The 19,937-nt window shown below is 72.9% G+C and carries 20 protein-coding genes, 2 pseudogenes and 2 riboswitches; of the genes and pseudogenes, 15 read left to right on the top strand and 7 right to left on the bottom strand.

Annotated elements, in window-relative coordinates; all coding sequences use genetic code 11:
• Window positions 1–10: 10 nt before the first annotated feature.
• Window positions 11–2,731 carry a helix-turn-helix transcriptional regulator gene (locus AC1DUE_RS05475; protein WP_477038387.1) on the bottom strand — a complete coding sequence of 907 codons (2,721 nt, stop codon included), beginning with the start codon at window positions 2,729–2,731 and terminating at the stop codon, window positions 11–13.
• A gap of 117 nt (window positions 2,732–2,848) precedes the next feature.
• Between AC1DUE_RS05475 and AC1DUE_RS05470 the strand changes: the two genes are divergently transcribed.
• The 6 genes and pseudogenes from AC1DUE_RS05470 (at window position 2,849) to AC1DUE_RS05445 (ending at window position 7,720) form a co-directional block, all read left to right on the top strand.
• Window positions 2,849–3,700, top strand: a complete 852-nt coding sequence (locus tag AC1DUE_RS05470) for an MBL fold metallo-hydrolase (protein ID WP_477038386.1) — start codon at window positions 2,849–2,851, stop codon at window positions 3,698–3,700.
• Window positions 3,701–3,787: 87 nt separating this feature from the next.
• Window positions 3,788–3,931, top strand: a pseudogene (locus AC1DUE_RS05465) (RidA family protein); the annotation flags it as partial.
• A gap of 55 nt (window positions 3,932–3,986) precedes the next feature.
• Window positions 3,987–4,697 (top strand): alpha/beta fold hydrolase, encoded by a 711-nt coding sequence (locus tag AC1DUE_RS05460; protein ID WP_477038385.1) that lies wholly within the window; start codon window positions 3,987–3,989, stop codon window positions 4,695–4,697.
• 41 nt (window positions 4,698–4,738) lie between these two features.
• Window positions 4,739–5,095 (top strand): DUF1330 domain-containing protein, encoded by a 357-nt coding sequence (locus AC1DUE_RS05455; protein ID WP_477038384.1) that lies wholly within the window; start codon window positions 4,739–4,741, stop codon window positions 5,093–5,095.
• Window positions 5,096–5,210: 115 nt separating this feature from the next.
• Window positions 5,211–6,683, top strand: a complete 1,473-nt coding sequence (locus tag AC1DUE_RS05450; RefSeq protein ID WP_477038383.1) for an amidohydrolase — start codon at window positions 5,211–5,213, stop codon at window positions 6,681–6,683.
• Window positions 6,683–7,720, top strand: coding sequence for a zinc-dependent alcohol dehydrogenase family protein (locus tag AC1DUE_RS05445; protein WP_477038382.1), 1,038 nt, complete (start codon window positions 6,683–6,685; stop codon window positions 7,718–7,720). The genes AC1DUE_RS05450 and AC1DUE_RS05445 overlap by 1 nt, the downstream gene beginning before the upstream one ends.
• On the opposite strand, the gene AC1DUE_RS05440 is transcribed toward AC1DUE_RS05445, so the two are convergent.
• A complete protein-coding gene (locus tag AC1DUE_RS05440) occupies window positions 7,717–8,652 on the bottom strand; it encodes a DMT family transporter (protein ID WP_477038381.1) in 936 nt (311 codons plus the stop codon). The two genes, AC1DUE_RS05445 and AC1DUE_RS05440, sit on opposite strands and share 4 nt — an antisense overlap.
• A gap of 179 nt (window positions 8,653–8,831) precedes the next feature.
• Here AC1DUE_RS05440 and purS point away from each other — a divergent pair, with 179 nt between their 5' ends.
• The 6 genes from purS (at window position 8,832) to AC1DUE_RS05410 (ending at window position 14,084) form a co-directional block, all read left to right on the top strand.
• Window positions 8,832–9,086: a phosphoribosylformylglycinamidine synthase subunit PurS gene (gene purS, locus AC1DUE_RS05435; RefSeq protein ID WP_477038380.1), complete on the top strand. Its 255-nt coding sequence runs from the start codon at window positions 8,832–8,834 to the stop codon at window positions 9,084–9,086.
• A complete protein-coding gene (gene purQ / locus AC1DUE_RS05430; protein ID WP_477038379.1) occupies window positions 9,083–9,778 on the top strand; it encodes a phosphoribosylformylglycinamidine synthase subunit PurQ in 696 nt (231 codons plus the stop codon). Before purS ends, purQ begins: the two co-directional genes overlap by 4 nt.
• Before the next feature lie 5 nt (window positions 9,779–9,783).
• The gene (locus AC1DUE_RS05425; RefSeq protein WP_477038378.1) at window positions 9,784–10,755 is read left to right on the top strand and encodes a GNAT family N-acetyltransferase; all 972 of its coding nucleotides are present in this window, start codon (window positions 9,784–9,786) and stop codon (window positions 10,753–10,755) included.
• 74 nt (window positions 10,756–10,829) lie between these two features.
• Window positions 10,830–11,894 (top strand): LLM class flavin-dependent oxidoreductase, encoded by a 1,065-nt coding sequence (locus AC1DUE_RS05420; protein WP_477038377.1) that lies wholly within the window; start codon window positions 10,830–10,832, stop codon window positions 11,892–11,894.
• A gap of 10 nt (window positions 11,895–11,904) precedes the next feature.
• Entirely contained in the window at window positions 11,905–13,290 is a 1,386-nt protein-coding gene (locus AC1DUE_RS05415) for an NtaA/DmoA family FMN-dependent monooxygenase (protein WP_477038376.1), read from the top strand.
• Window positions 13,287–14,084, top strand: a complete 798-nt coding sequence (locus tag AC1DUE_RS05410; RefSeq protein WP_477038375.1) for a DUF1684 domain-containing protein — start codon at window positions 13,287–13,289, stop codon at window positions 14,082–14,084. The genes AC1DUE_RS05415 and AC1DUE_RS05410 overlap by 4 nt, the downstream gene beginning before the upstream one ends.
• On the opposite strand, the gene AC1DUE_RS05405 is transcribed toward AC1DUE_RS05410, so the two are convergent.
• A complete protein-coding gene (locus tag AC1DUE_RS05405) occupies window positions 14,085–14,393 on the bottom strand; it encodes a hypothetical protein (RefSeq protein WP_477038374.1) in 309 nt (102 codons plus the stop codon).
• A 119-nt stretch (window positions 14,394–14,512) separates the two neighbouring features.
• Here AC1DUE_RS05405 and AC1DUE_RS05400 point away from each other — a divergent pair, with 119 nt between their 5' ends.
• A complete protein-coding gene (locus AC1DUE_RS05400; protein WP_477038373.1) occupies window positions 14,513–14,998 on the top strand; it encodes a pyridoxamine 5'-phosphate oxidase family protein in 486 nt (161 codons plus the stop codon).
• On the opposite strand, the gene AC1DUE_RS05395 is transcribed toward AC1DUE_RS05400, so the two are convergent.
• The 4 genes and pseudogenes from AC1DUE_RS05395 to AC1DUE_RS05380 all read right to left on the bottom strand — a co-directional run.
• The gene (locus tag AC1DUE_RS05395) at window positions 14,991–15,614 is read right to left on the bottom strand and encodes a DUF1345 domain-containing protein (protein WP_477038372.1); all 624 of its coding nucleotides are present in this window, start codon (window positions 15,612–15,614) and stop codon (window positions 14,991–14,993) included. The two genes, AC1DUE_RS05400 and AC1DUE_RS05395, sit on opposite strands and share 8 nt — an antisense overlap.
• Window positions 15,615–15,657: 43 nt before the next feature.
• Window positions 15,658–16,914 (bottom strand): O-succinylhomoserine sulfhydrylase, encoded by a 1,257-nt coding sequence (locus AC1DUE_RS05390; protein WP_477038371.1) that lies wholly within the window; start codon window positions 16,912–16,914, stop codon window positions 15,658–15,660.
• On the bottom strand, window positions 16,911–17,330 hold the full coding sequence (locus tag AC1DUE_RS05385) for a rhodanese-like domain-containing protein (RefSeq protein WP_477038370.1): 420 nt from the start codon (window positions 17,328–17,330) through the stop codon (window positions 16,911–16,913). Before AC1DUE_RS05385 ends, AC1DUE_RS05390 begins: the two co-directional genes overlap by 4 nt.
• Before the next feature lie 26 nt (window positions 17,331–17,356).
• Window positions 17,357–17,536, bottom strand: a pseudogene (locus AC1DUE_RS05380) (DUF1737 domain-containing protein); the annotation flags it as partial.
• Window positions 17,530–17,631: riboswitch (SAM riboswitch) on the bottom strand. Its footprint overlaps the pseudogene before it by 7 nt.
• Before the next feature lie 118 nt (window positions 17,632–17,749).
• Window positions 17,750–17,864: riboswitch (SAM riboswitch) on the top strand.
• Window positions 17,865–17,902: 38 nt separating this feature from the next.
• Between AC1DUE_RS05380 and AC1DUE_RS05375 the strand changes: the two are divergent.
• Window positions 17,903–19,297, top strand: a complete 1,395-nt coding sequence (locus tag AC1DUE_RS05375) for an aminotransferase class V-fold PLP-dependent enzyme (RefSeq protein ID WP_477038369.1) — start codon at window positions 17,903–17,905, stop codon at window positions 19,295–19,297.
• A gap of 269 nt (window positions 19,298–19,566) precedes the next feature.
• Window positions 19,567–19,917 (top strand): DUF2568 domain-containing protein, encoded by a 351-nt coding sequence (locus AC1DUE_RS05370; RefSeq protein ID WP_477038368.1) that lies wholly within the window; start codon window positions 19,567–19,569, stop codon window positions 19,915–19,917.
• Window positions 19,918–19,937: the final 20 nt, after the last annotated feature.

The following is a 19,937-nucleotide window of genomic DNA, read 5'->3' as shown; positions in this document are numbered from 1 at the left end:
GCGCCCGCGGTCAGAGCTTCGAGCGGAGCTCCCCTCGCGACGACACCCCGAGCTTCGGGAACGCCGAGTAGAGGTGCGCTCCGACCGTGCGCGGCGACAGGAACAGCGCCTCGGCGATCTCGCGATTGCTGCGCCCGTCGGCGGCGAGCCGCACGATGCGCTCCTCCTGGGGCGTGAGCGACCGGCCCGCGTCCGGCCTGGGTCTCGGGCTGCGCTCGCCGGTCGCCGCGAGCTCGGCTCGCGCGATGTCCGCCCACCGGTGCGCGCCGAACCCGTCGAGCGCCTCCCGAGCCTGGCGCAGCCATGGTCTGGCGTCGGTGACACGGCCCTGCCTGCGCAGCCACTCGCCGTAGGACAGTGAGGCGCGAGCTCGCACGTACGGCAGCGGGTTCTCGACGGGATCGCATGCGCGCCGGAGCGCGTCCTCCCGGTCGGCGGTGGCGAGCACCGCCTCGGCGAATCGCAGCTGGCCGGCCACGCGCTCCGAGTCCGCGTACGAGCCCAGCGCGCGGTACTGCGACACCGTCGCGACAGCCTCCGTGAGCCGCCCGCACCTCGCGGCCGCGTCGACCAGCTCGGCGATCCCCCACGACCCGTAGTGCCAGTGGTGTGTGTCGCCGTCCGCATCGACGACCTCGGAGAGCGTGGCGAATGCGTCGTCGTAGCGGCCGTTCGCCGCCTCGGAGACGCCTCGGGCGAGGAGGTAGCACATGCGGATCGGGCCCGCGTCGAGGCCGACCGCCGCATCGGGGTGCTCCTGCCTCAGCACGCGTTCGTCGACCGGGAAGCCGTTGACCGCGAGGACCTGCAGCTCGACGAGTCGGGCGGTCAGCGTCAGGAGCGGCTCGCGCGTCTCCAAGCCGTAGGCGCCGGCCTCCTGCGCCGCGCGGCGAGCCTCGTCGAACTCCCCGAGGGGAAGGCGGTTCAGGGCTGCGTGCACGAGCTGATGGCCGAGCCCGCTGAGTCCGCCCTTGGACTTCAGCCGGTCGATCGCCGGTCCGCAGAATCGCGACGTCTGGGCCGTCGAGCCGGCGACCATCGCCGCCAGCGACAGCAGGCACAGGGCTTTCGTGTCGTCGACGTCCGAGATCAGGATGGGTTCGAGCATCGCCTCGACCTGCGATGCGTCCTCCGGGGCTCCGTAGGCACGGATCTGGAGCCTGCGGGGATCCGAGGGATGGGCGCCGTACTCGTCGGCGGCGCTGAGCATCCGCTCCCAGACCGGGCGCGGGATCGATGTCGCCCCGTGGAATGCCAGGGTCGACAGCGCCGTCAGCGCGTCATCGCTGCTACCGGCCCGGTGCATCCTGTCGATGGCCGCGAGGGCATCGCCCCACTCCCCTGCGCGCACCGTGCCCCCTGGCAGGAGCTGTCGGATCCAGGCGACGCGGGCGAGCAGCGCCGAATCGCTCGTCACCCGTTCAGTCTCCGACAGCAGGGACATCGCGCGCTCCGTGCGGAAAGCCGTCCACGCGGTCTCCGCCGCCAGCAGCAGTCGTCGCGCCCGGTCGTCTGGGGCGGTGCTCAGCTCGGCGGCGCGAATGTAGGCATCGATGGCCGAGTCGATCGCCCCCATGGCCGACAGCCGCCCGGCGCTGGCGGTGATCGCGAGAGCGAGCCCCTCGTCGGGCTCGTCGGCGACGACCGCGAGGTGCCACAGCGCACGGTTGGACCCCTCCGGCAGGATCGCGGCCACGGCCCGGTGCGCGTGGGTGCGCTCCTGCGGCGTGGCGCCCTGCAGCACGGCCGACCGGAGCAGGGGGTGCGGGAACCACACGCGACCGCCGGCCGCCGAGATCAGCCCCCGCCCGAGGACCGCCTCGAGGTCGGAGGTGGCGAGACTTCTCGCGAGCATGGCTCCCGCGGCGTCGAGGATGGCGCGCTGGTCGTCGTCGCGACTCACCGCCGCAACGAGCAGGACCGTGCGCGAGACCTCGTCGAGGGAGTCGAGCTTGTGCGAGAACGCCTGCTCGAGACGCGTCGTGAGCGTCACGGCATCCGACGTCATCCCCTCGCGGAGTCCGCGCGACTCGCACAGCTCGATGAGCGCCAGAGGGTTCCCCTGCGCCCACTCCAGGACGAGGTCGCGCGCGGCGGGTGGGAGCGACGGGGCAACCGTGTCGATCAACGTCGCCGAGTCGGCGGGGGCCAGGGGGGCGAGGGGGAGCCTGGTGACCTGGGGACCGCTCCACTCCGGCGAGACGGTCCCCGTGCGCGCGCTCACGACGAGCACGACTGCTTCGTCGGCGATTCTCCGGGCGACGACGGCCAAGGCGGCCGCGCTGACCGCATCCACCCACTGGAGGTCGTCCACGATGACCACCAGGCCGGAGCCGACCGCGCGCTCCGACACGAGCGTCAGTGTCGCGAGACCGAGGAGGAACACGGTCGGCGGCGCGCCCTCCCGTTCCCCGAACGCCACCTCGAGGGCCTCCCGCTGCGGCCCCGGCAGCGCGGCGATGGTGTCGCGGACTCCATGGACCACCTGGTGGAGCGCGGCCGCCGGGACGTCGGCCTCCGCCTCCACGCCCGTACCTCGCAGCACGCCGAATCCGCGCGAGCGAGCGCCTGCTTCGAGGTGATCGAGCACCGCCGTCTTGCCCACGCCGGGGTCGCCCTCGAGGAGCACGACCGTCCCCGACTCGAACGCCCGGTCCATGGCCGCGTCCAGGACCCCGAGCTCGCGTTCTCGCCCGAGGAGTGGGCTCACCTGGTCGGCGGCTCGCGTCATGATCCCGCCAATCTCAGTCGTGATCCCCCGCAGTTAAGTCGGTTCGTCTGAGGCCTCGTGGGACTGGCAATCCTACGGTCGGACCAATCGCCCACCCAAGAGAGAGCGGAGAAGCGCATGCCGTACGCCACCTTCACGGCGTCGCGTGATGGCCTGGTGCGTGACCTCCCCGCCGGCCACGAGGAACAGCGGGGAGTGTCCAACACCTCCACCCTGATCTGGGCCGGCGACGAGGCGGTCCTCGTCGACACGCTGCTCACCCTCGATGAGAACGCAGCGCTCATCGAGTGGATCCGCGGCCGAGGCAAGCGCCTGGCGGCGGCGTACGTCACGCACGGCCACGGCGATCATGCCTTCGGGATCGGGCAGCTGCGGGAGGCGTTCCCCGATGCTCGGTTCCTGGCCACCGCCGCCACGATCGAGAACCTGCGGAAGCAGGCCGCTCCTGCGATGTACGCGGGGTTCTGGGAACGACTGTTCCCGGGTCAGATCCCCCCGGTGGTTCTCCCGGAGGTGCTGGAGGGCACCTCGTTCGACATCGGCGGGCACCAGGCGCACGTGATCGAGACGGGCTACACCGACAGTCCCGACACGACGGTGCTGTGGATGCCGCAGGCCGGGGTGATCGCGGCCGGCGACGTCGTCTACAACAACACCTACCCCTACCTGTCGACCGGGACCGCGTCGACGCGGCTGTCGTGGATCGACGCCCTCCAGCGACTGAAGGCGCTGCGTCCGACCACCGTCGTCTGCGCCCACAAAGATGCTCGTCGCCCCGATTTGCCGTCCGACATCGACGCGACCATCCAGTACCTGCGCGATGTCGCGGATGTCGAACGCACCGCGACGGATGCTCTCGACTTCTACGACCGGATGCTCGAGCGGCAGCCCGAGCGGCGCAACATCGGGTCGCTCTGGGGTGCGGCGACGGCAATCTTCCCGATGTCCGAGGACTTGGCGCACCGCTGAGCGGCCCGGATCCCACCGCACAACAGAACGGAGGACGCCGTGTCGACCATCCAGGATCGCCTCGCCGCGGCGGGGATCACCATCCCCCAGCCGGCGGTGCCTAACGGCGCCTCCCAGCTGCTGGGCGACCTCTTCGGCGACGCGGGCGTGCACGCACGCAGCGCGGTCGGCGTCGCCGTGCTGCCCCTGGACTCGCCCGTCGAGGTCGAGCTCATCGTCGAGTTCGCCTGACCTCCCGCCCAAGTCCATCCCTCCGACAGCGCACAACCCACCGGAAAGAGGAACCATGAACACCATCACCGTCGTCCTGGTGCACGGCGCGTTCGCCGAGTCCGCGAGCTGGAACGGCGTCATCGCCGCGCTGCAGCACCAGGGGATCACCGCGATCGCCACGCCCAACCAGCTCCGCAGCGTCACCTCCGACGCCGAGAACGTGCGCCGTGCCGTCGACGCGATCGACGGCCCCGTGCTGCTGGTCGGCCACTCCTACGGCGGACCGGTCATCACGGCCGCCGCTGTCGGCGACAAGGTCAGGGGTCTGGTCTACGTCGCCGCGTTCGCCCCGGAGCCCGGTGAGACCGCGCTCGGGCTGACCGCCCAGTTCCCGGGAAGCACCCTCGGCGACACCGTGCGGCCGATCCCCTTGGGCGACGGCACCAACGACCTGTTCGTCGACCGGGAGCTCTTCCCCAACCAGTTCGCCGGCGACGTGCCGCTCGCCGACGCCCGCGTCGCAGCCGCGACGCAGCGACCCATCCGCGACTTCGCTCTCAACGAGGGGCTGCCCGGCGACACGGCCGCATGGAAGACCTTGCCGTCGTGGTTCGTGTTCGGGTCGGGCGACAAGAACATCCCCGTCGAGGCACACCGCTTCATGGCCGAGCGTGCGGGGTCGCGGAAGACCGTCGAGATCGAGGGCGCCTCCCACTCCGTGATGGTCTCCCACGCGGACACCGTCGCCGGCCTCATCGGCCAAGCCCACGACGAACTGTCCTGAGTGCTCCCCCATCACCGGATCCACCTGAGGAAGGACCTCCGATGCCCACGTATCTGATCAACCATCTCCGGATCCCCGGCGGTGTCCCGAACGAGGACGCGTTGCGCTACCTCGAGCACGTCGAGGCGACGGTCGCTCCGCATGGCGGCCGCTGGCTCGCTCAGGGCGATCCTGACACCGTCGAGGGCGCGTGGCCGGGGTCGGTCGTGCTGATGGAGTTCCCCGATCGTTCCGCTGCTCGGGCGTGGTACGAGTCGCCCGAGTACCAGGCCATCCTGCCGCTGCGCGTCAGGAACGCGATCTCCGACCTGGTCTTCATCGACGCGGTTCCCGACGGTTTCACGGTCGCCGGCTTCGCCCGCGAGATCCGGGCGCTCATCGCCTCCTCGCAGGGCTGAGGTCCGCACTCCGACAGGCACGAGCGCGCGCAGCGGTGCCCGCTCGACCGACAACCGGGAGGGGCACCGGCGGGCCGGGGAACGCCGGGTCGTGTCCCGGCTCTACCGTGCTCACATGTCGCCCGTATCGACCGGCACTACCGACGTCGTCCTGCGCGGCGCGCGACTCGTGGGCTCGCCGTCCTCCGTCCTGCTCGACGTGCACCTCCGCGACGGCCGGGTCGCGGCGGTCGCACCATCCCTCCCCGCCGCGGCCACCGAGCAACGGCTCGACGGGCGCTGGCTGATGCCCGGGCTCTGGGACGCGCACGTGCACCTGACGCAGTGGGCGCTCGCCCGACGCCGGCTCGACGTCTCGTCGGCCACGTCCGCCGCGCACGCCGTCTCGCTCGTCGCCTCGCGTCTGTCGGTCGACCCGCCGGCGCCCGGGACCGCGCTCGTGGGCTTCGGGTTCCGCGACGGCCTCTGGCCGGACGAGCCGACCTCCGCGCTCCTCGACGAGGTCGTGGGCGACGTGCCGGTGGTCCTCGTCTCGGGCGACCTGCACTGCGCCTGGGTGTCGACGGCAGGTCTGCGGTTCCTCGGCGTCGCGTCCCACCCGACCGGCCTGCTGCGCGAGGCCGAGTGGCTGCCGCTGCAGGGCGCCGTCGACCACGTGCCGGACGACGTCGCCGACGAGCTGGTGCACGACGCCGTGCGGGCCGCCGCAGCCCGCGGGGTCGTGGGCGTCGTCGACTACGAGATCGCCGACAACCTCGCGGTCTGGCGCCGCCGCGCCGCGGCCCGCGTCCCGGGGGTGCGCGTGCGGGCGGGGGTCTGGGAGGACTACCTGGACCGGGTCGTGCGCGAGGACCTGCACACGTTCGACACCGTTGCCCCGCTGGTCGAGCAGGGTCCCCTGAAGGTCATCACCGACGGCTCCCTGAACACGCGGACGGCCTTCTGCCACGAGGCGTACCCGGGCACGTCGTCGCGCGGGATCCTGTCGGTCGCCCCGGACCGGCTCGTCCCGCTCATGGCGCACGCCACCCGGCTCGGGCTGCGGTGCGCCATCCACGCGATCGGCGACGCCGCGAACGACCTGGCGCTCGACGCCTTCGAGTCATCGCGGGCGTCCGGGTCGATCGAGCACGCGCAGCTGCTGTCTCCCGCCGCCGTCGAGCGGTTCGCCGCGCTCGCCGTCACGGCGAGCGTGCAGCCCGAGCACGCCATGGACGACCGGGACGTCGCCGAGCGGCACTGGGCCGGGCGCACCGACCGGTCGTTCCCCCTGGCCGACCTGCACCGGGCCGGCGTGCTGCTCGCGCTCGGCTCCGACGCTCCCGTCGCGCCGCTGGACCCGTGGGTCGCGCTCGACGCCGCGGTGACCCGCTCCCGCGACGGTCGGCCGCCGTGGCACCCCGAGCAGGCGCTCGAACGGCGGGTGGCGCTCGAGTCGTCCGTCGACGGACGCGGCCTCGTGCCCGTCGTGGGGCAGCCGGCCGACCTGGTCGTGCTCGACGCGGACCCGCTGACGGCACCGCTGCGGGAGCTGCCCGTCGCCGGGACGCTCGTCGCGGGCCGCTGGACGCACCGAGGGGGGCTGTGATGCGCGCCGTCGTCATCGAGTCGTTCGGCGTCCTGCCCACCGTCCGCGACGTCCCCGAACCCGCCTGCCCCGACGACGGCGTCGTCCTGCGCGTCACCGCGACGGGCGTGTGCCGCAGCGACTGGCACGCCTGGCAAGGCCACGACTCCGACGTCACGCTCCCGCACGTCCCCGGCCACGAGCTCGCGGGGGTGGTGGTCGCGGTCGGACCTCGCGTGACGCGGTGGGCCGTCGGCGACGCGGTCACCGTGCCGTTCGTCTGCGCGTGCGGGTCCTGCGCGGCCTGCCTCGCGGGCGAGCAGCAGGTGTGCGAGAACCAGCGGCAGCCGGGGTTCACCGACGACGGCTCCTACGCCGAGCTCGTGGCCCTGCACCACGCCGACGTGAACCTCGTCCGGCTGCCCGAGGGCATGTCGCCGGTGATCGCCGCAGGCCTCGGCTGCCGGTTCGCGACGGCCTACCGGGCGCTGACCGTGCACGGCCGGGTCGGGCCCGGCGACTGGGTCGCGGTGCACGGCTGCGGCGGGGTCGGCCTGTCCGCGGTGATGATCGCGGTCGCCGCGGGCGCGCAGGTCGTGGCGACGGACATCTCGCCCGCGGCCCGCGACGCCGCGCTCGCGATGGGCGCGACCGTCGTCCTCGACGCCACGTCCGACAGCGCGGCGGCCATCCACGAGGTGACCGGCGGCGGCGCCCATGTCTCGCTCGACGCCCTCGGCAGCACGGCGACCGCGACCGCCTCGATCCTGTCGCTGCGTCGTCGCGGCCGGCACGTCCAGGTCGGTCTCCTGCTCGGTCCCGACGCCGCGCGGGCCCTGCCGATGGGACGTGTGATCGCCTGGGAGCTCGAGGTCTACGGCAGCCACGGGATGGCTGCGCACGAGTACCCCGCCATGCTCGACCGGATCGCCTCGGGCGACCTCGACCCCTCCCGGCTGGTCGGCCGGACGATCGGGCTCGACGAGGCGCCAGCCGCCCTCGCCGCACTCGGGTCGGGCACCGGCGGGTCCGGGATGACGGTGATCGTCCCCGGCTAGGTAGCCAGCGCCGCGGCCTGCGCCGACACGGTCACCCGCTGCCGGCGCCGGGCCGCCCCCCACTGCGTCAGGGCGACACCGCCGAGCACGATCACCCCGCCGACCACCTGGAACCAGTGCAGCCCCTCGTGCAGCACGATCACGCCGAGGGTCGTCGAGACGATCGGGATCACGTAGGTGACGCTGGCGGCGACGGTCGCGCCGGCCGTCGACATGACCCGCCAGAACAGCACGTAGGCGAGCCCGGGGCCGCCGAGCCCGAGCGCGAGCAGGGCCAGGGCGGGCATCGGCTCCAGCGGTCCGGGCCGGGGCACCGCGACCGCGAACGGGAGCACGACGAGCGCACCCACCACCAGCTGGACCGTCGGGGCGCCCACGGTGGACAGGCCGCTGCCCGTCAGCCGGAACCGTGCCCAGGCGTTGCCGAGGCCGTAGCAGAACGTCGCGCCCAGGAGCATGAGCCCGCCGACGAGGTCGATCGCGCCCGCGTCCCAGATGCCCAGGAGCACCGCGATGCCGCCGAAGCCGACCACGAGGCCGCCGAGCTGGACCCGGTCGGGCCGCTCCGCCGGGATCAGGAGGGCCACGAACAGTGCGGTGAACAGGGGGGTGGTCGCGTTCACCAGGCCCGCCAGCACCGAGCTGACCCGCTGCTCGGCGAGCCCGAAGAGCACGAACGGGATGGCCGTCATCACGGCGCCGACGAGCACGAAGTCCCCGATGTGCCGCCGCTGCACGCGCACGCGTTCGCGGCGCACGAGCAGCACGACGACCAGCAGCGCCAGGCCGACCGCGATCCGCCCGAACGCCACCTGCGTGGGCGCGAACGACTGCAGCGCGGTGGCGATGAACAGGAAGCTGCAGCCCCACAGGACCGCGAGCAGCAGGTACGCCCCGAGCCACCCGCGCGTCGCCGAACCGGAGGACCCCATGGCAGACATCCTCACCCGAGCCACCGACACGAGCCGCCACCGAGCGCGCCCCGGGCTGCGATCTGGCGGGAACTGCACGGTAGGTGGCGCTGGCTCGTGGACACGGCGCTGAGTCCCCGGAGCGACTCGCTAGAATCGCCGCGACCCCCCACCGCCGCGCGAACACCTGGAGCCCTTTCGTGGGACGAGTCGTCGTCGATGTCATGCCGAAGCCCGAGATCCTCGACCCGCAGGGCAAGGCCGTCGCCGGCGCCCTGCCGCGACTCGGGTTCGGGCAGTTCGCCTCTGTCCGTCAGGGCAAGCGGTTCGAGCTCGAGGTCGACGGGCCGGTGACCGAGGAGATCCTCGCGGCAGCCCGTGCGGCCGGCGAGCAGGTCCTGTCCAACCCGGTGATCGAGGACGTGGTCGCGGTCTACGAGGACATCCAGAAGTGACTCGCGTCGGCGTCGTCACCTTCCCCGGCACCCTCGACGACCGCGACGCCTCGCGCGCGGTCCGGCTGGCCGGCGCCGAGGCCGTGAGCCTGTGGCACGCGGACGCCGACCTGCACGGGGTCGACGCGGTGGTCCTGCCTGGCGGCTTCTCCTACGGCGACTACCTGCGCGCGGGCGCCATCAGCCGGTTCGCACCGGTCATGGGCTCGATCATCGACGGCGCGAACAAGGGCCTGCCGGTCCTCGGCATCTGCAACGGCTTCCAGGTGCTCACCGAGGCCCACCTGCTGCCCGGCTCGATGATCAAGAACGACCACCTGCACTTCGTCTGCCGCGAGCAGGTGCTCTCCGTGGAGAACGCCGACACGGCATGGACGCGCGACTACGCTCCCGGCGAGCACATCACGATCCCGCTGAAGAACCAGGACGGCCAGTACGTCGCCGACGAGCACACGCTCGACGAGCTCGAGGGCGAGGGCCGCGTGGTCTTCCGCTACCAGGGCTGGAACCCCAACGGGTCGCGACGAGGCATCGCCGGCATCTCGAACGCCGCGGGCAACGTGGTCGGGCTCATGCCGCACCCCGAGCACGCGGTCGAGGCGGGCTTCGGGCCGGACGGCGCCAAGGGCCCCCGCACGGGCGTCGACGGCCTGCGCTTCTTCACCTCGGTCCTGAAGACCCTCGTCGGCTGAGCCGCATGACGCACGTCAGCCTCGTCCCCTGGGACGACCCCGTGGCGGGGAAGCTGCGCGACGCCCAGCAGGCCGAGCTGCGTGCCCTGTACGGCGAGGACGACATCGAGCACGACATGGTCGGCGACGACATCGTCGCGATGGTGGTGCTTCGTGACGGCGACAGGGACGACGACGAGCCCGTCGCCTGCGGTGCGATCCGCGACCTGGGCGACGGCGTCGGCGAGCTCAAGCGGATGTACGTGGTGCCGCATGCGCGCGGTCGCGGGCTGTCCCGGCTCGTGGTGGCGGAGCTCGAGCGGATCGCGACGGACCAGGGCTTCGACCGCCTGGTCCTGGAGACCGGCGTCCTGCAGGTCCAGGCGATGGGGCTGTACCTGTCAGCCGGTTACCGCTCGATCCCGAACTTCGGGGTGTACGCGGCGGAGACCTCTTCCCGGTGCTTCGCCAAGGACCTGCACGCGGAGCCTCGTCGCAAGGGGCCCAAGAACCCGGGCACACTGACGCTGCGCCGCGTCGCCTGGGACCACCCCGACGCCGTCGCGCTGCGCTACGCGATGTGGCTCGACATCGAGGTCCGCTACCCGGAGATCGTCGCGGTCACGCCGGGCGGGTTCGCGGCGGACGACCCGTTGCAGGGCATCGGCACGATCAGCTCGGTCGTCGCCGACCTGGACGGCGTGCCCGTCGGCTGTGCGTCGCTGCGCGCGGCCCGCGACGGCTACCCCGAGGGTTCCGGCGAGCTCAAGAAGGTCTGGGTCGACGACGAGGCGCGTGGTGCCGGCGCCGCCCGCGCGCTCCTCGCCGCGATCGAGGACGACGCGCGCGCGGCCGGCTTGACCAGTGTCGTCCTGCAGACCGGCATCCGGCAGCCCGAGGCGGTCACGCTCTACCTCACGGCCGGCTACCGGCCGATCGCGCCGTTCGGCCCGTACACGGACGACAACCTGTCGCTGCTCTTCGGAAAGGCCCTCTGAGCAGCCGTCTCGCATCGCGGGACTTTCCGACGAACCCCTGGTCAACCGGCGCCGCAGCCCTACGGTCTGCGCCCATGACCCAGATCCATCTCGCCGTCGAGCTCACGCCCGCCGGTCTGCACCCCGCCGCCTGGCGCCTGCCGTCGCAGGACGCGCCTGGCGCCTTCACCGCCCAGCACTGGATCGATCGCGCCCGCGACGCCGAGCGCGCGGGCGCCTCCCTCGTGATCGTCGACGACTCGGCGGCGCCGCCCGTCGAGCGCGCCGGCCGGTTCGTCGGGAGCCTCGACGCGCTCGGGGTCACGGCCCTGCTCGGCCCGCTGACCAGCGGGATCGGCCTGGCGCCGGTCGTCCCGGTCACCTACCGCGAGCCCTTCCACGTGGGCAAGGAGATCCAAACGCTCGACCACGTGAGCCTCGGTCGCGGCGCCGTCCAGGTCGACGTGGCCGCCCCGGCCCTGGACCCGCGGTCCGGTGCGGAGGCGCTGCGCTACGACGAGCGCGTGCCGCGCGAGCTGCCCGCACTGTGGCGCGAGGCCGACGAGACGATCGAGGTGATCACCCGCCTCTGGGACAGCTGGGAGGACGACGCGATCGTCCTCGACGAGGCCACCGACCGGTACATCGACCGGGACAAGATCCACGCGATCGAGTTCTCGGGCGAGTTCTTCTCGGTGCACGGTGCCTCGATCACGCCACGGTCGCCGCAGGGGCAGCCGGTCGTCGTCGTCCGCGGCGACGAGGCGCTCGAGCGCGAGGTCGCCGTCCGTCGGGCCGACGTGGTCCGGGTCCGCACGCTCGAGGCCGCGGACGCGGTCCGCGCCGAGGCTCCGGACGTGATCGTCCTGCTGGACGTCGCGGTGCTGGTCGCCGAGACCGACGCCGCCGCGGCCGCCCTGCGGGAGGCGCTCGACGCGTTCGAGCCGTGGTCGTGGGACGGCGTCGTCGTCGGCGGCCCCGCCACCGTCGCGGCCGAGCTCACGCGCCTCGCGCAGGACGTCGACGGCGTCACCGTCCGCCCGGTCGCCGGCGGGGTCGCGCTGCTCGCGGGCCACCTGCCCGTCGCCGAGACGTTCGCGACCCTGCGCGAGACGCTCGGCCTGCCCCGTCCCGCCAGCCGCTTCGCGGCGACCCGCTGAAGGACCCGAGATGACCGCCAAGAAGCAGATCCACCTCGGCGCCCACTTCCCGGGCGTCAACCACCACACCGTCTGGACGGATCCCAGCCACGAGCCGCAGACCCAGTCGGCGTTCGCGTCGTTCCAGCACCTGGCCGCCACGGCCGAGCGCGGGTTCTTCGACTTCGTGTTCCTGGCCGAGGGCCTGCGCCTGCGCGAGCACCGCGGCCAGCTGGTCGACCAGGACGTCGTCGGCCGGCCCGACACGTATGCCGTCCTGGCCGCGCTCGCCGGCGTCACCACGCACGTCGGGCTCGCCGGCACCATCAACGCCACGTTCAACGACCCGTACGAGCTGGCCCGTCAGTTCGCCACCCTGGACCACCTGTCCGCCGGCCGGGCGGCCTGGAACGTCGTCACCTCGTCCGACGCGTTCCACGGCGCCAACTTCCGCCGCGGCGGCTACCTGGCCTACCCCGACCGGTACGAGCGCGCGCGCGAGGTGGTCGAGGCCGCCCGGGCCCTGTGGGACGCGTGGGCGCCGGACGCGATCGTCGCGCAGGGCGAGCACTTCGTGCGGCCGGGGTCGCTCGGCAGCGTGCGCACGGACGGCCGGCTCGTCGACATCGAGGCCACGCCGACTCTCCCGCGCCCGCCCCAGGGCCACCCCGTGATCATCCAGGCCGGCGACTCCGACGGGGGCCGCGAGCTCGCGGCGCAGGTCGCGGACGCGGTGTTCTCCCGGCACTCGAAGCTCGAGGACGGGCAGGCGTTCTTCGCGGACGTCAAGGGGCGCCTCGCGCGGTACGGGCGCCGGCCCGAGGACCTGCTGATCCTGCCCGGCTCGTCGTTCGTGCTCGGCGACACCGCCGCCGAGGCGGAGGAGCGGCTGCGCGAGCTCCAGCTGCAGACGGTCCGGCCGTCCGTCGCGCGGGCGTTCATCGAGCAGCTGTGGAACCGCGACCTGCCCGACCTCGACGTCGACGGGCCGCTGCCCGCGCAGGACCCGCTGGTGGACGCGCCGTCGATCACCAACGGTCGCGCGTCGATGTTCAAGGACCCGGTCGCGATCGCCCAGCAGTGGCGGGCGCTGTCCGAGGCCAAGGGGCTGTCCGCCCGCGAGCTGGTCATCGAGGTCATCGGCCGGTCGAACTTCGTCGGCACCCCCGAGCACGTGGCCGCCGAGATCGACCGCTACGTGCAGGAGGACGCCTCCGACGGCTTCATCCTCGTGCCGCACCTGACCCCGCACGGTCTCGACGAGTTCGTCGAGAAGGTCGTCCCGCTCCTGCAGGAGCGCGGCTCGTTCCGCACGTCCTACGAGGGCTCCACCTTGCGGGAGAACCTCGGCCTGCCCGCCGCCGACGCGTTCGGCCGCACGCTCGCTCCCGCGCTCTCCGAGAGGAACCCGTCATGACCGTCATCACCGACACCTTCACCGCCGACTGGGAGACCTGGCACGCGTCCCGCGAGGCCTACTTCGCGGAGCCGCACGGCTGGGTCGCCATCACCGCGCTGCACTGGCTCACGGCCGTGCCCGCCACGTTCGGGGAGTTTCCGGGCCGCTGGACGGCGGCACCCGGCGACGCGCTCACGATCGAGGCGGCCGCGCAGGACGGGCTCGTGCTCCCCGACGGTGACGTCGTCGACGGCTCCGCGACGCTCGACCCGGTCGAGGGCGGTCCGGGCCTGCGCGTCCGCTCCGGCGACCTCATCCTCGAGGTGGCCCGTCGCACGGCCCACGTGATCATCCGCGTGCACGACCCGCGCGCGCCGCAGCTCGCCGCATTCACGGGCATCCCCGCCTACACCCCGTCGCAGGAGTGGCTCGTCACCGGCACGCTGTCGCCGTTCGACGAGCCGCGCACCGTCACGACGGGTGCGGTCGTCGAGGGCCTCGAGCACCACCACACCGCCGTCGGCACCGTGCACTTCGAGCTCGGCGGCGTGCCGCAGTCGCTCGTGGTGTTTGACGGGGGAGCGCGCGGCCTGTCGGTCCTGTTCCGGGACGCGACGAGCGGCGTGACCACCTACCCGGCGTCGCGCACGCTCGGTCTCGGCCCCGTGGCCGGCGACGGCACCGTCACCCTCGACTTCAACCGCGCGAGCAACCTGCCCTGCGGCCTGACCGAGTTCGCCACGTGCCCGGTCCCGCCGGCCGAGAACGTGCTGACGGTCGCGGTCGAGGCCGGGGAGCAGTGGGTGCGCTGATCAGCTGACGAGGAGCCGCGCCGCCTCGGCGAACCGCATCCAGTGGTCCTCCTGCTCGGGCGGCAGCGACACCCAGTCGTAGAACAGGCGACCGCTGCCGCCCGGCGACCAGACCGCGGCGCCCGGGAGCGCGAGCGCCTCGGCGTGCTCGGGGGTGGAGCGCCCGAGCTTGACGGCCAGGTGCTCGTCGCCGGTGAACGCGGCGAACATCGAGGACCCGACCTTGAGCATGGGGTGGCCCATCATCTGGCCGAGGGTCGCTCCGCGGGCGACCAGGTCCACCGCGACGGCGTCGAACTCGTTGTCCATGCCCCGAGCATCGCGCGTCGGGCCACGACCGTTCCAGTGGTGGGTCGTGCGGATCCTGCCTACCGTGGCCGCACCATCCGGTGAGAACACCCCGGGCGGTCCACAGGCAGGGAGTGCTCATGACGCACGACGACGACGTCGCGACGGTGGCGAAGCTGATCAAGGCCGCGAGGTTCGCGATGCTCACGACGGTGGACCCGAGCGGGGCGCTGGTCAGCCGCCCGATGGGTGTGCAGGACGTCGACTACGACGGCGACCTGTGGTTCTTCGCCGACGCCGACAGCCACAAGGTGCACGAGATCGAGGCCGGCAGTCCCGCGAACGCCGCGTTCGCGGAGTCGACGTCGTGGGTGTCGGTGTCGGGGACGGCCGACGTCGTGCGGGACCTCGCCAAGATCAAGGAGCTCTGGGGGCCGACGGCCGACGCGTGGTTCCCGGACGGCCCCGAGACCCCCGGCGTGGTCCTCATCGCCCTGCGCGGTCAGACGGCCGAGTACTGGCACGCGCCCGGCGGCAAGCTGACCACCGCGTTCAGCCTGGTGAAGGCCAAGGTCACCGGCGAGCGGTACGACGGAGGCGAGAACGAGACGGTCGAGCTCAGATAGAGGCGACGAGGTTCACCAGCAGCGCGATGATGACGGTGCCGAACAGGTAGCTCAGCAGCGCGTGCGCGAGCGCGGTCCGGCGCATCCGCGACGAGCCGAGGTCGGTGTCCGAGATGGCGAAGCTCATGCCGACCGTCAGCGCGACGTAGGCGAAGTCGGTGTACTCGGGCGGCTCCTCCTGGTGGAAGTCGATCCCGCCGGCGCCGTCCGTCAGGTACATGCGGGCGTACCGGAGCGCGAACACCGTGTGGATCGCGGCCCAGGACGCGACCACGCTCGCCAGGACCGCGATCGCGGGCAGCCACGCGTGCAGCGACGAGCTCACCAGCACGTGGACCACGCCGCCGAGCGTGACGAAGGCCGCCGCGATCACGATGACGTGGGAGGCCAGCCGAGTCGGTTCCTCGCGGGTGGCGTGCGCCGCGGTCTCGTCGGGACCCATCGGCGCGCACGCGAGCCAGGTCCAGACGACGAAGACGGCCGCGGCGACGGCCCAGCCGGACAGGAACGCGGCGAACCCGGACGTCCAGGCGACCAGCACGGCGACGACGAGACCGGCCACGACTCCGACGCCGAGCCGCAGGGCCGGGGAGACGACGAGCCGCCGGGTGTCCATGCCGCCAGTGTTCACCGGCCGCACGGACACCCGCGGGACGTCGTCAGCGACCGAGCGTGTCCAGCGCCTGCGTGAGGTCGTCGATCAGGTCGTCCGGGTCCTCGAGGCCGATCGACAGCCGGAGCGTCGCCTCGCCGATCCCCACGGCCGCCCGGCCCTCGGCGCCCAGCTTGCGGTGCGTCGTGGTGGCGGGGTGCGTGATGATCGACTTCGCGTCGCCCAGGTTGTTCGAGATGTCGATGATCCGCAGCGCGTCGACCACGCCGAACGTCGCCTTCTTGGCAACCTCGGACGACGCGCCGTCGGGCACCGCGAGGTTGAAGGTCACGACCGTCCCGCCGCCGCTCTGCTGCTGCAGCGCGAGCGCGTGCTGCGGGTGCGAGGGCAGGTACGGGTAGCGGACCAGCGAGACGCCCGGCTGCTCCTCGAGCCAGGTCGCCAGCCGCAGGGCCGACGCCGTCTGGTGCTTGACCCGGATCGAGAGGGTCTCGAGGCCCTTGAGCAGGACCCACGCATTGAACGCCGACAGCGACGGGCCGGTGTTCCGGATGAGCGTCTGCACGGGTCCGTGGATGTACTCCTCCGACCCCAGGATCGCGCCACCGAGCACGCGGCCCTGGCCGTCGATGTGCTTGGTCGCCGAGTAGACGATGACGTCGGCGCCGAAGTCGAGCGGCTTCGACAGGACGGGCGTCGCGAAGACGTTGTCGACGATCACGATCGCGCCCGCGGCGTGCGCGAGCGTCGTGACCGCCGCGATGTCGACCAGGTCCTGCATCGGGTTGGACGGCGTCTCGAAGAACACGACGTCGGCCGGCGTCGAGAGCGCCGCCTCCCACTGCGCGAGGTCGTGCCCGTCGACGTAGTCGGTGGTCACACCCCACTGGGCGAAGACCTCCTCGAAGAGCACGACCGTGGACCCGAACAGGGCCCGGGCCGCGACGACGCGCGAGCCCGACTTGGCGACAGCCGCGATCGCGGTGAACACCGCGGACATCCCGCTGGCGGTGGCGAACGCCGCCTCGGCGCCCTCGAGCAGCCGCAGCCGCTCCTCGAACGTCGAGACCGTCGGGTTGTTGTAGCGCGAGTACAGGAACCGGTCGTGCTCGCCCGCGAACGCGGACTCGGCCTGAGCGGCGTCGTCGTAGACGTAGCCCTGCGTCAGGAAGAGCGCCTCGGACATCTCCTGGAACTGCGAGCGCACCAGCCCGCCGCGCACGGCGAGGGTGTCCGGCCGCAGCGTCCCGCGCTCGACCCGCTTCTCGTCCCAGTCGCCGGGACCCGGCACCCGAGGGCTCACCGCTGCCGCCACGGCAGGCCGGCCGCGCGCCAGCCCGAGTGCCCGCGGTGCCCGTCGGCACCCACGTCGCCCTCGAAGCCCTCGAGGACGTTGTACGCCGGACCGAGACCCGCGGCCGTCGCGGCGTTCGCGGCGTGCACCGAGCGGACGCCCGAGCGGCACAGGAACACGATCGGCCGCCCGTCGCCCGGAGTGAGCCCGAGCTCGCCGAGCTGCTTGAGGAACTGCGGGTTCGGGCGTCCCGACGGGTACGAGACCCACTCGACCAGCGCGGAGCGGCCGCCGATCGACGCGGCGTCGGGGATGCCGACGTAGGCCCACTCGGCGTCGGTGCGCACGTCGACCAGCAGCGCGTCGCCGTCGGACGTCAGGAGGTCCCAGGCCTGCTGGGGGGTCAGGTCGCCGGCGTAGCTCATACGGGCCTCGTCTCGTGGGTCGCGTTGCTGGGAAGGATGACGGCCTGCGCGACGATCACACGCTCGCCGTCGTAGGTCGCGGCCGGGCCGCCGTGCAGCACGTAGCCGTCGGCCAGGGCCTCCGAGACGCGCTCGCAGAAGGCGATGTCGTCGGTGCCGCTGAGCAGCCGGTACCTGAGTCGTTCTGTCACGTGCACAGCCTCCATCGGTCCTGGCGGTAGCACCCTCGTCCGTGCACTGTCGTGCACGCGGGTTGCTGCGGCGTCGTCGAGCCAGATCTCTCGGCCGCTCTGGATGGTGCCGGTGATGCTAGTGCGGGCGTCGGACGGAATCCAACTGGTGGAATCGAAGTCTCGCGATCCGAGACGAATCCGATCGTGCGTTGACACGTGCGCGGCGGGACGGGGACCCTCTTCTCAGGTCATGAGCGCCAGCGTCAAGCCCCGGCTCGCTGGCCGGCAACCCTCCTCCGCGGTGGGGTGCCCCGGGTGACGACCTGGCCGAGCTCCGTCCGGGGCTCGGCAAGCGCGGGGTCCACCGACGGCGGTGCCCCTCTGTGTCGGAGGACCATCATGACCACAACTGCCGAGCGCCTCTCGTGTGTGGACGTCGACGCGGTGAGCGAGCTGCTCCCCGTCGTCGGCGGCAACACCACGGTGCCCCTCGTCGACGGCACGCAGCGCGTCTACGCCAACCTCGACTACGCCGCGTCCGCGCCCGCCCTCGAGGCCGTCGCCGCGCGCGTCACGGAGGTCCTGCCGCTGTACGCGTCCGTCCACCGCGGCGCCGGGTACCTGTCGCAGGTGTCCACCGCCCTGTACGAGTCGTCGCGCCAGACGATCGCGCGGTTCGTTGACGCGCGTCCCGACGACGTCGCGATCATCACCCGCAACACCACCGACTCGCTCAACCTTCTGGCCCGAGTCGTCCCGAGCGGGTCCCGGGTGCTGGTGCTGGACATCGAGCACCACGCCAACCTGCTGCCCTGGGTGCACTCCGCGGACGGGCACGGCCACTCGACCACCATCCTGCCGATCGCCCGCACGGTCGCCGAGACGCTGTCCAGGCTTCGCGACGAGCTCGCGCGCCGGCACTACGCGCTCCTGACCGTCACCGGCGCCTCCAACGTCACCGGTGAGTCGCTGCCGCTCGACGAGGTCATCGCCCTCGCGCACGCCGAGGGCACCCGCGTCGCCGTCGACGGCGCCCAGCTGGTGCCACACCGCGGGTTCTCGCTCGCGGCCTCCGACGCCGACTACATCGCGTTCTCGGGCCACAAGACGTACGCACCGTTCGGGGCCGGCGCCCTGGTCGGACGTCGCGACTGGCTCGACGCAGGTGCGCCGTACCTCGCAGGGGGAGGTGCGGTGCGCGACGTGCGCACGGACCGCACCGTGTGGCAGCCCGCACCTGCCCGGCACGAGGCCGGCTCGCCCAACGTCATCGGCGCCATCGCGCTCGCGGAGGCGTGCGACCAGCTCGCGGCCCTCCCGGCCGGTGCGCTGCACGCCCACGAGGACGCCCTGCGTGCCCGGCTCGTCGCGGGCCTGTCCGCCATCGACGGCGTCGAGATCGCGCGCATCTGGCCCGACTCTGCCCCGCCCGTCGGCGTCCTGACCTTCACCGTCCCGGGCCACAACCCCGGCCTGGTCGCCGCCTACCTGTCGGCCGAGCACGGGATCGGCGTCCGTGACGGCCGCTTCTGCGCCCACCCGCTCCTCGCGCACCTGAACGCCTCCGACGGTGCGATCCGCGCGTCCGTCGGCGTCGGCACGACGAGCGAGGCCGTCGACCGGCTGGTCACCGCCCTGACGCAGTACCTCGCCGACGGCCCCGCGTCCGGCTACGAGATCGTCGACGGCTGCTGGGCGGTCGTCGAGGACACCCGCCCGCTCGTCGCCGTCCACGGCCTGGACCACCTGGCCGCCACGGCCGCGGCCGCCTGCGGCCCGGCCCTCGACGACTGACGCAGGCTCGGCGCCACCGGCGGTAACCGTTCGGCGTCGGCGAACGCGGCACTTCCTGTCGAACGCGGCACCTGCTGCTGCCGCGTTCGCACGGAACTGCCGCGCTCGCGACCACCCCGCTGCGCCCGGCCGCGCGCGAGCGCGGCGCCGAGAGCGACCTCTCGGCGCGAGATCGGCAGTTCCGAGCGCCGATCTCGCGCCTAAGGGTCGATCTCGGCCTGCGCGCAGCGGGGTCGCGGCGCTGGGCGGTTCGTCGGCAGGATGGGCGCGTGACCGATCCCGTGGCGCAGCAGCAGGTCGGGGTGCTCGGCGTGCTGGCGTTCCTCGTCGAGCTGGCGATGATCGCTCTGCTGGCGGTCGCCGGTTGGCGGCTGGGCAGCAGCACGCTCGTGTCCCTGCTCCTGGCAGTCGCGTTCGTCGTGGTGGCCGTCGCGGTGTGGAGCCGCTGGATGGCGCCGCGGTCGGACCACCGACTCGCGGGCACGGCCCGTGCGGCCGCGGCCACCGGGCTGTTCGTCGCGACGGCGGTCGTCGCGCTGCTGGCCGGCATCTCACCGCTCGTCGCGATCCCGTTCGCGGTGGTCGGCGGCGCGGTGTTCGTCGCGACCCGCAACGCCTGACCTCTGGGGCGAGCTCGTGC

This window comes from Cellulomonas sp. P4_A2 (assembly GCF_056402515.1).
The sequence above is the reverse complement of the archived record's forward strand: the minus strand, read 5'-3'. Positions and strand labels throughout refer to the sequence as shown.

Excerpts from the sequence above, each read along its gene's own strand:
- AC1DUE_RS05475 (WP_477038387.1), bottom strand. The coding sequence starts at position 2,731 with ATGACGCGAGCCGCCGACCAGGTGAGCCCACTCCTCGGGCGAGAACGC.
- AC1DUE_RS05470 (WP_477038386.1), top strand. The coding sequence starts at position 2,849 with ATGCCGTACGCCACCTTCACGGCGTCGCGTGATGGCCTGGTGCGTGAC.
- AC1DUE_RS05460 (WP_477038385.1), top strand. The coding sequence starts at position 3,987 with ATGAACACCATCACCGTCGTCCTGGTGCACGGCGCGTTCGCCGAGTCC.
- AC1DUE_RS05455 (WP_477038384.1), top strand. The coding sequence starts at position 4,739 with ATGCCCACGTATCTGATCAACCATCTCCGGATCCCCGGCGGTGTCCCG.
- AC1DUE_RS05450 (WP_477038383.1), top strand. The coding sequence starts at position 5,211 with ATGTCGCCCGTATCGACCGGCACTACCGACGTCGTCCTGCGCGGCGCG.
- AC1DUE_RS05445 (WP_477038382.1), top strand. The coding sequence starts at position 6,683 with ATGCGCGCCGTCGTCATCGAGTCGTTCGGCGTCCTGCCCACCGTCCGC.
- AC1DUE_RS05440 (WP_477038381.1), bottom strand. The coding sequence starts at position 8,652 with ATGGGGTCCTCCGGTTCGGCGACGCGCGGGTGGCTCGGGGCGTACCTG.
- AC1DUE_RS05425 (WP_477038378.1), top strand. The coding sequence starts at position 9,784 with ATGACGCACGTCAGCCTCGTCCCCTGGGACGACCCCGTGGCGGGGAAG.
- AC1DUE_RS05420 (WP_477038377.1), top strand. The coding sequence starts at position 10,830 with ATGACCCAGATCCATCTCGCCGTCGAGCTCACGCCCGCCGGTCTGCAC.
- AC1DUE_RS05415 (WP_477038376.1), top strand. The coding sequence starts at position 11,905 with ATGACCGCCAAGAAGCAGATCCACCTCGGCGCCCACTTCCCGGGCGTC.
- AC1DUE_RS05410 (WP_477038375.1), top strand. The coding sequence starts at position 13,287 with ATGACCGTCATCACCGACACCTTCACCGCCGACTGGGAGACCTGGCAC.
- AC1DUE_RS05405 (WP_477038374.1), bottom strand. The coding sequence starts at position 14,393 with ATGGACAACGAGTTCGACGCCGTCGCGGTGGACCTGGTCGCCCGCGGA.
- AC1DUE_RS05400 (WP_477038373.1), top strand. The coding sequence starts at position 14,513 with ATGACGCACGACGACGACGTCGCGACGGTGGCGAAGCTGATCAAGGCC.
- AC1DUE_RS05395 (WP_477038372.1), bottom strand. The coding sequence starts at position 15,614 with ATGGACACCCGGCGGCTCGTCGTCTCCCCGGCCCTGCGGCTCGGCGTC.
- AC1DUE_RS05385 (WP_477038370.1), bottom strand. The coding sequence starts at position 17,330 with ATGAGCTACGCCGGCGACCTGACCCCCCAGCAGGCCTGGGACCTCCTG.
- AC1DUE_RS05375 (WP_477038369.1), top strand. The coding sequence starts at position 17,903 with ATGACCACAACTGCCGAGCGCCTCTCGTGTGTGGACGTCGACGCGGTG.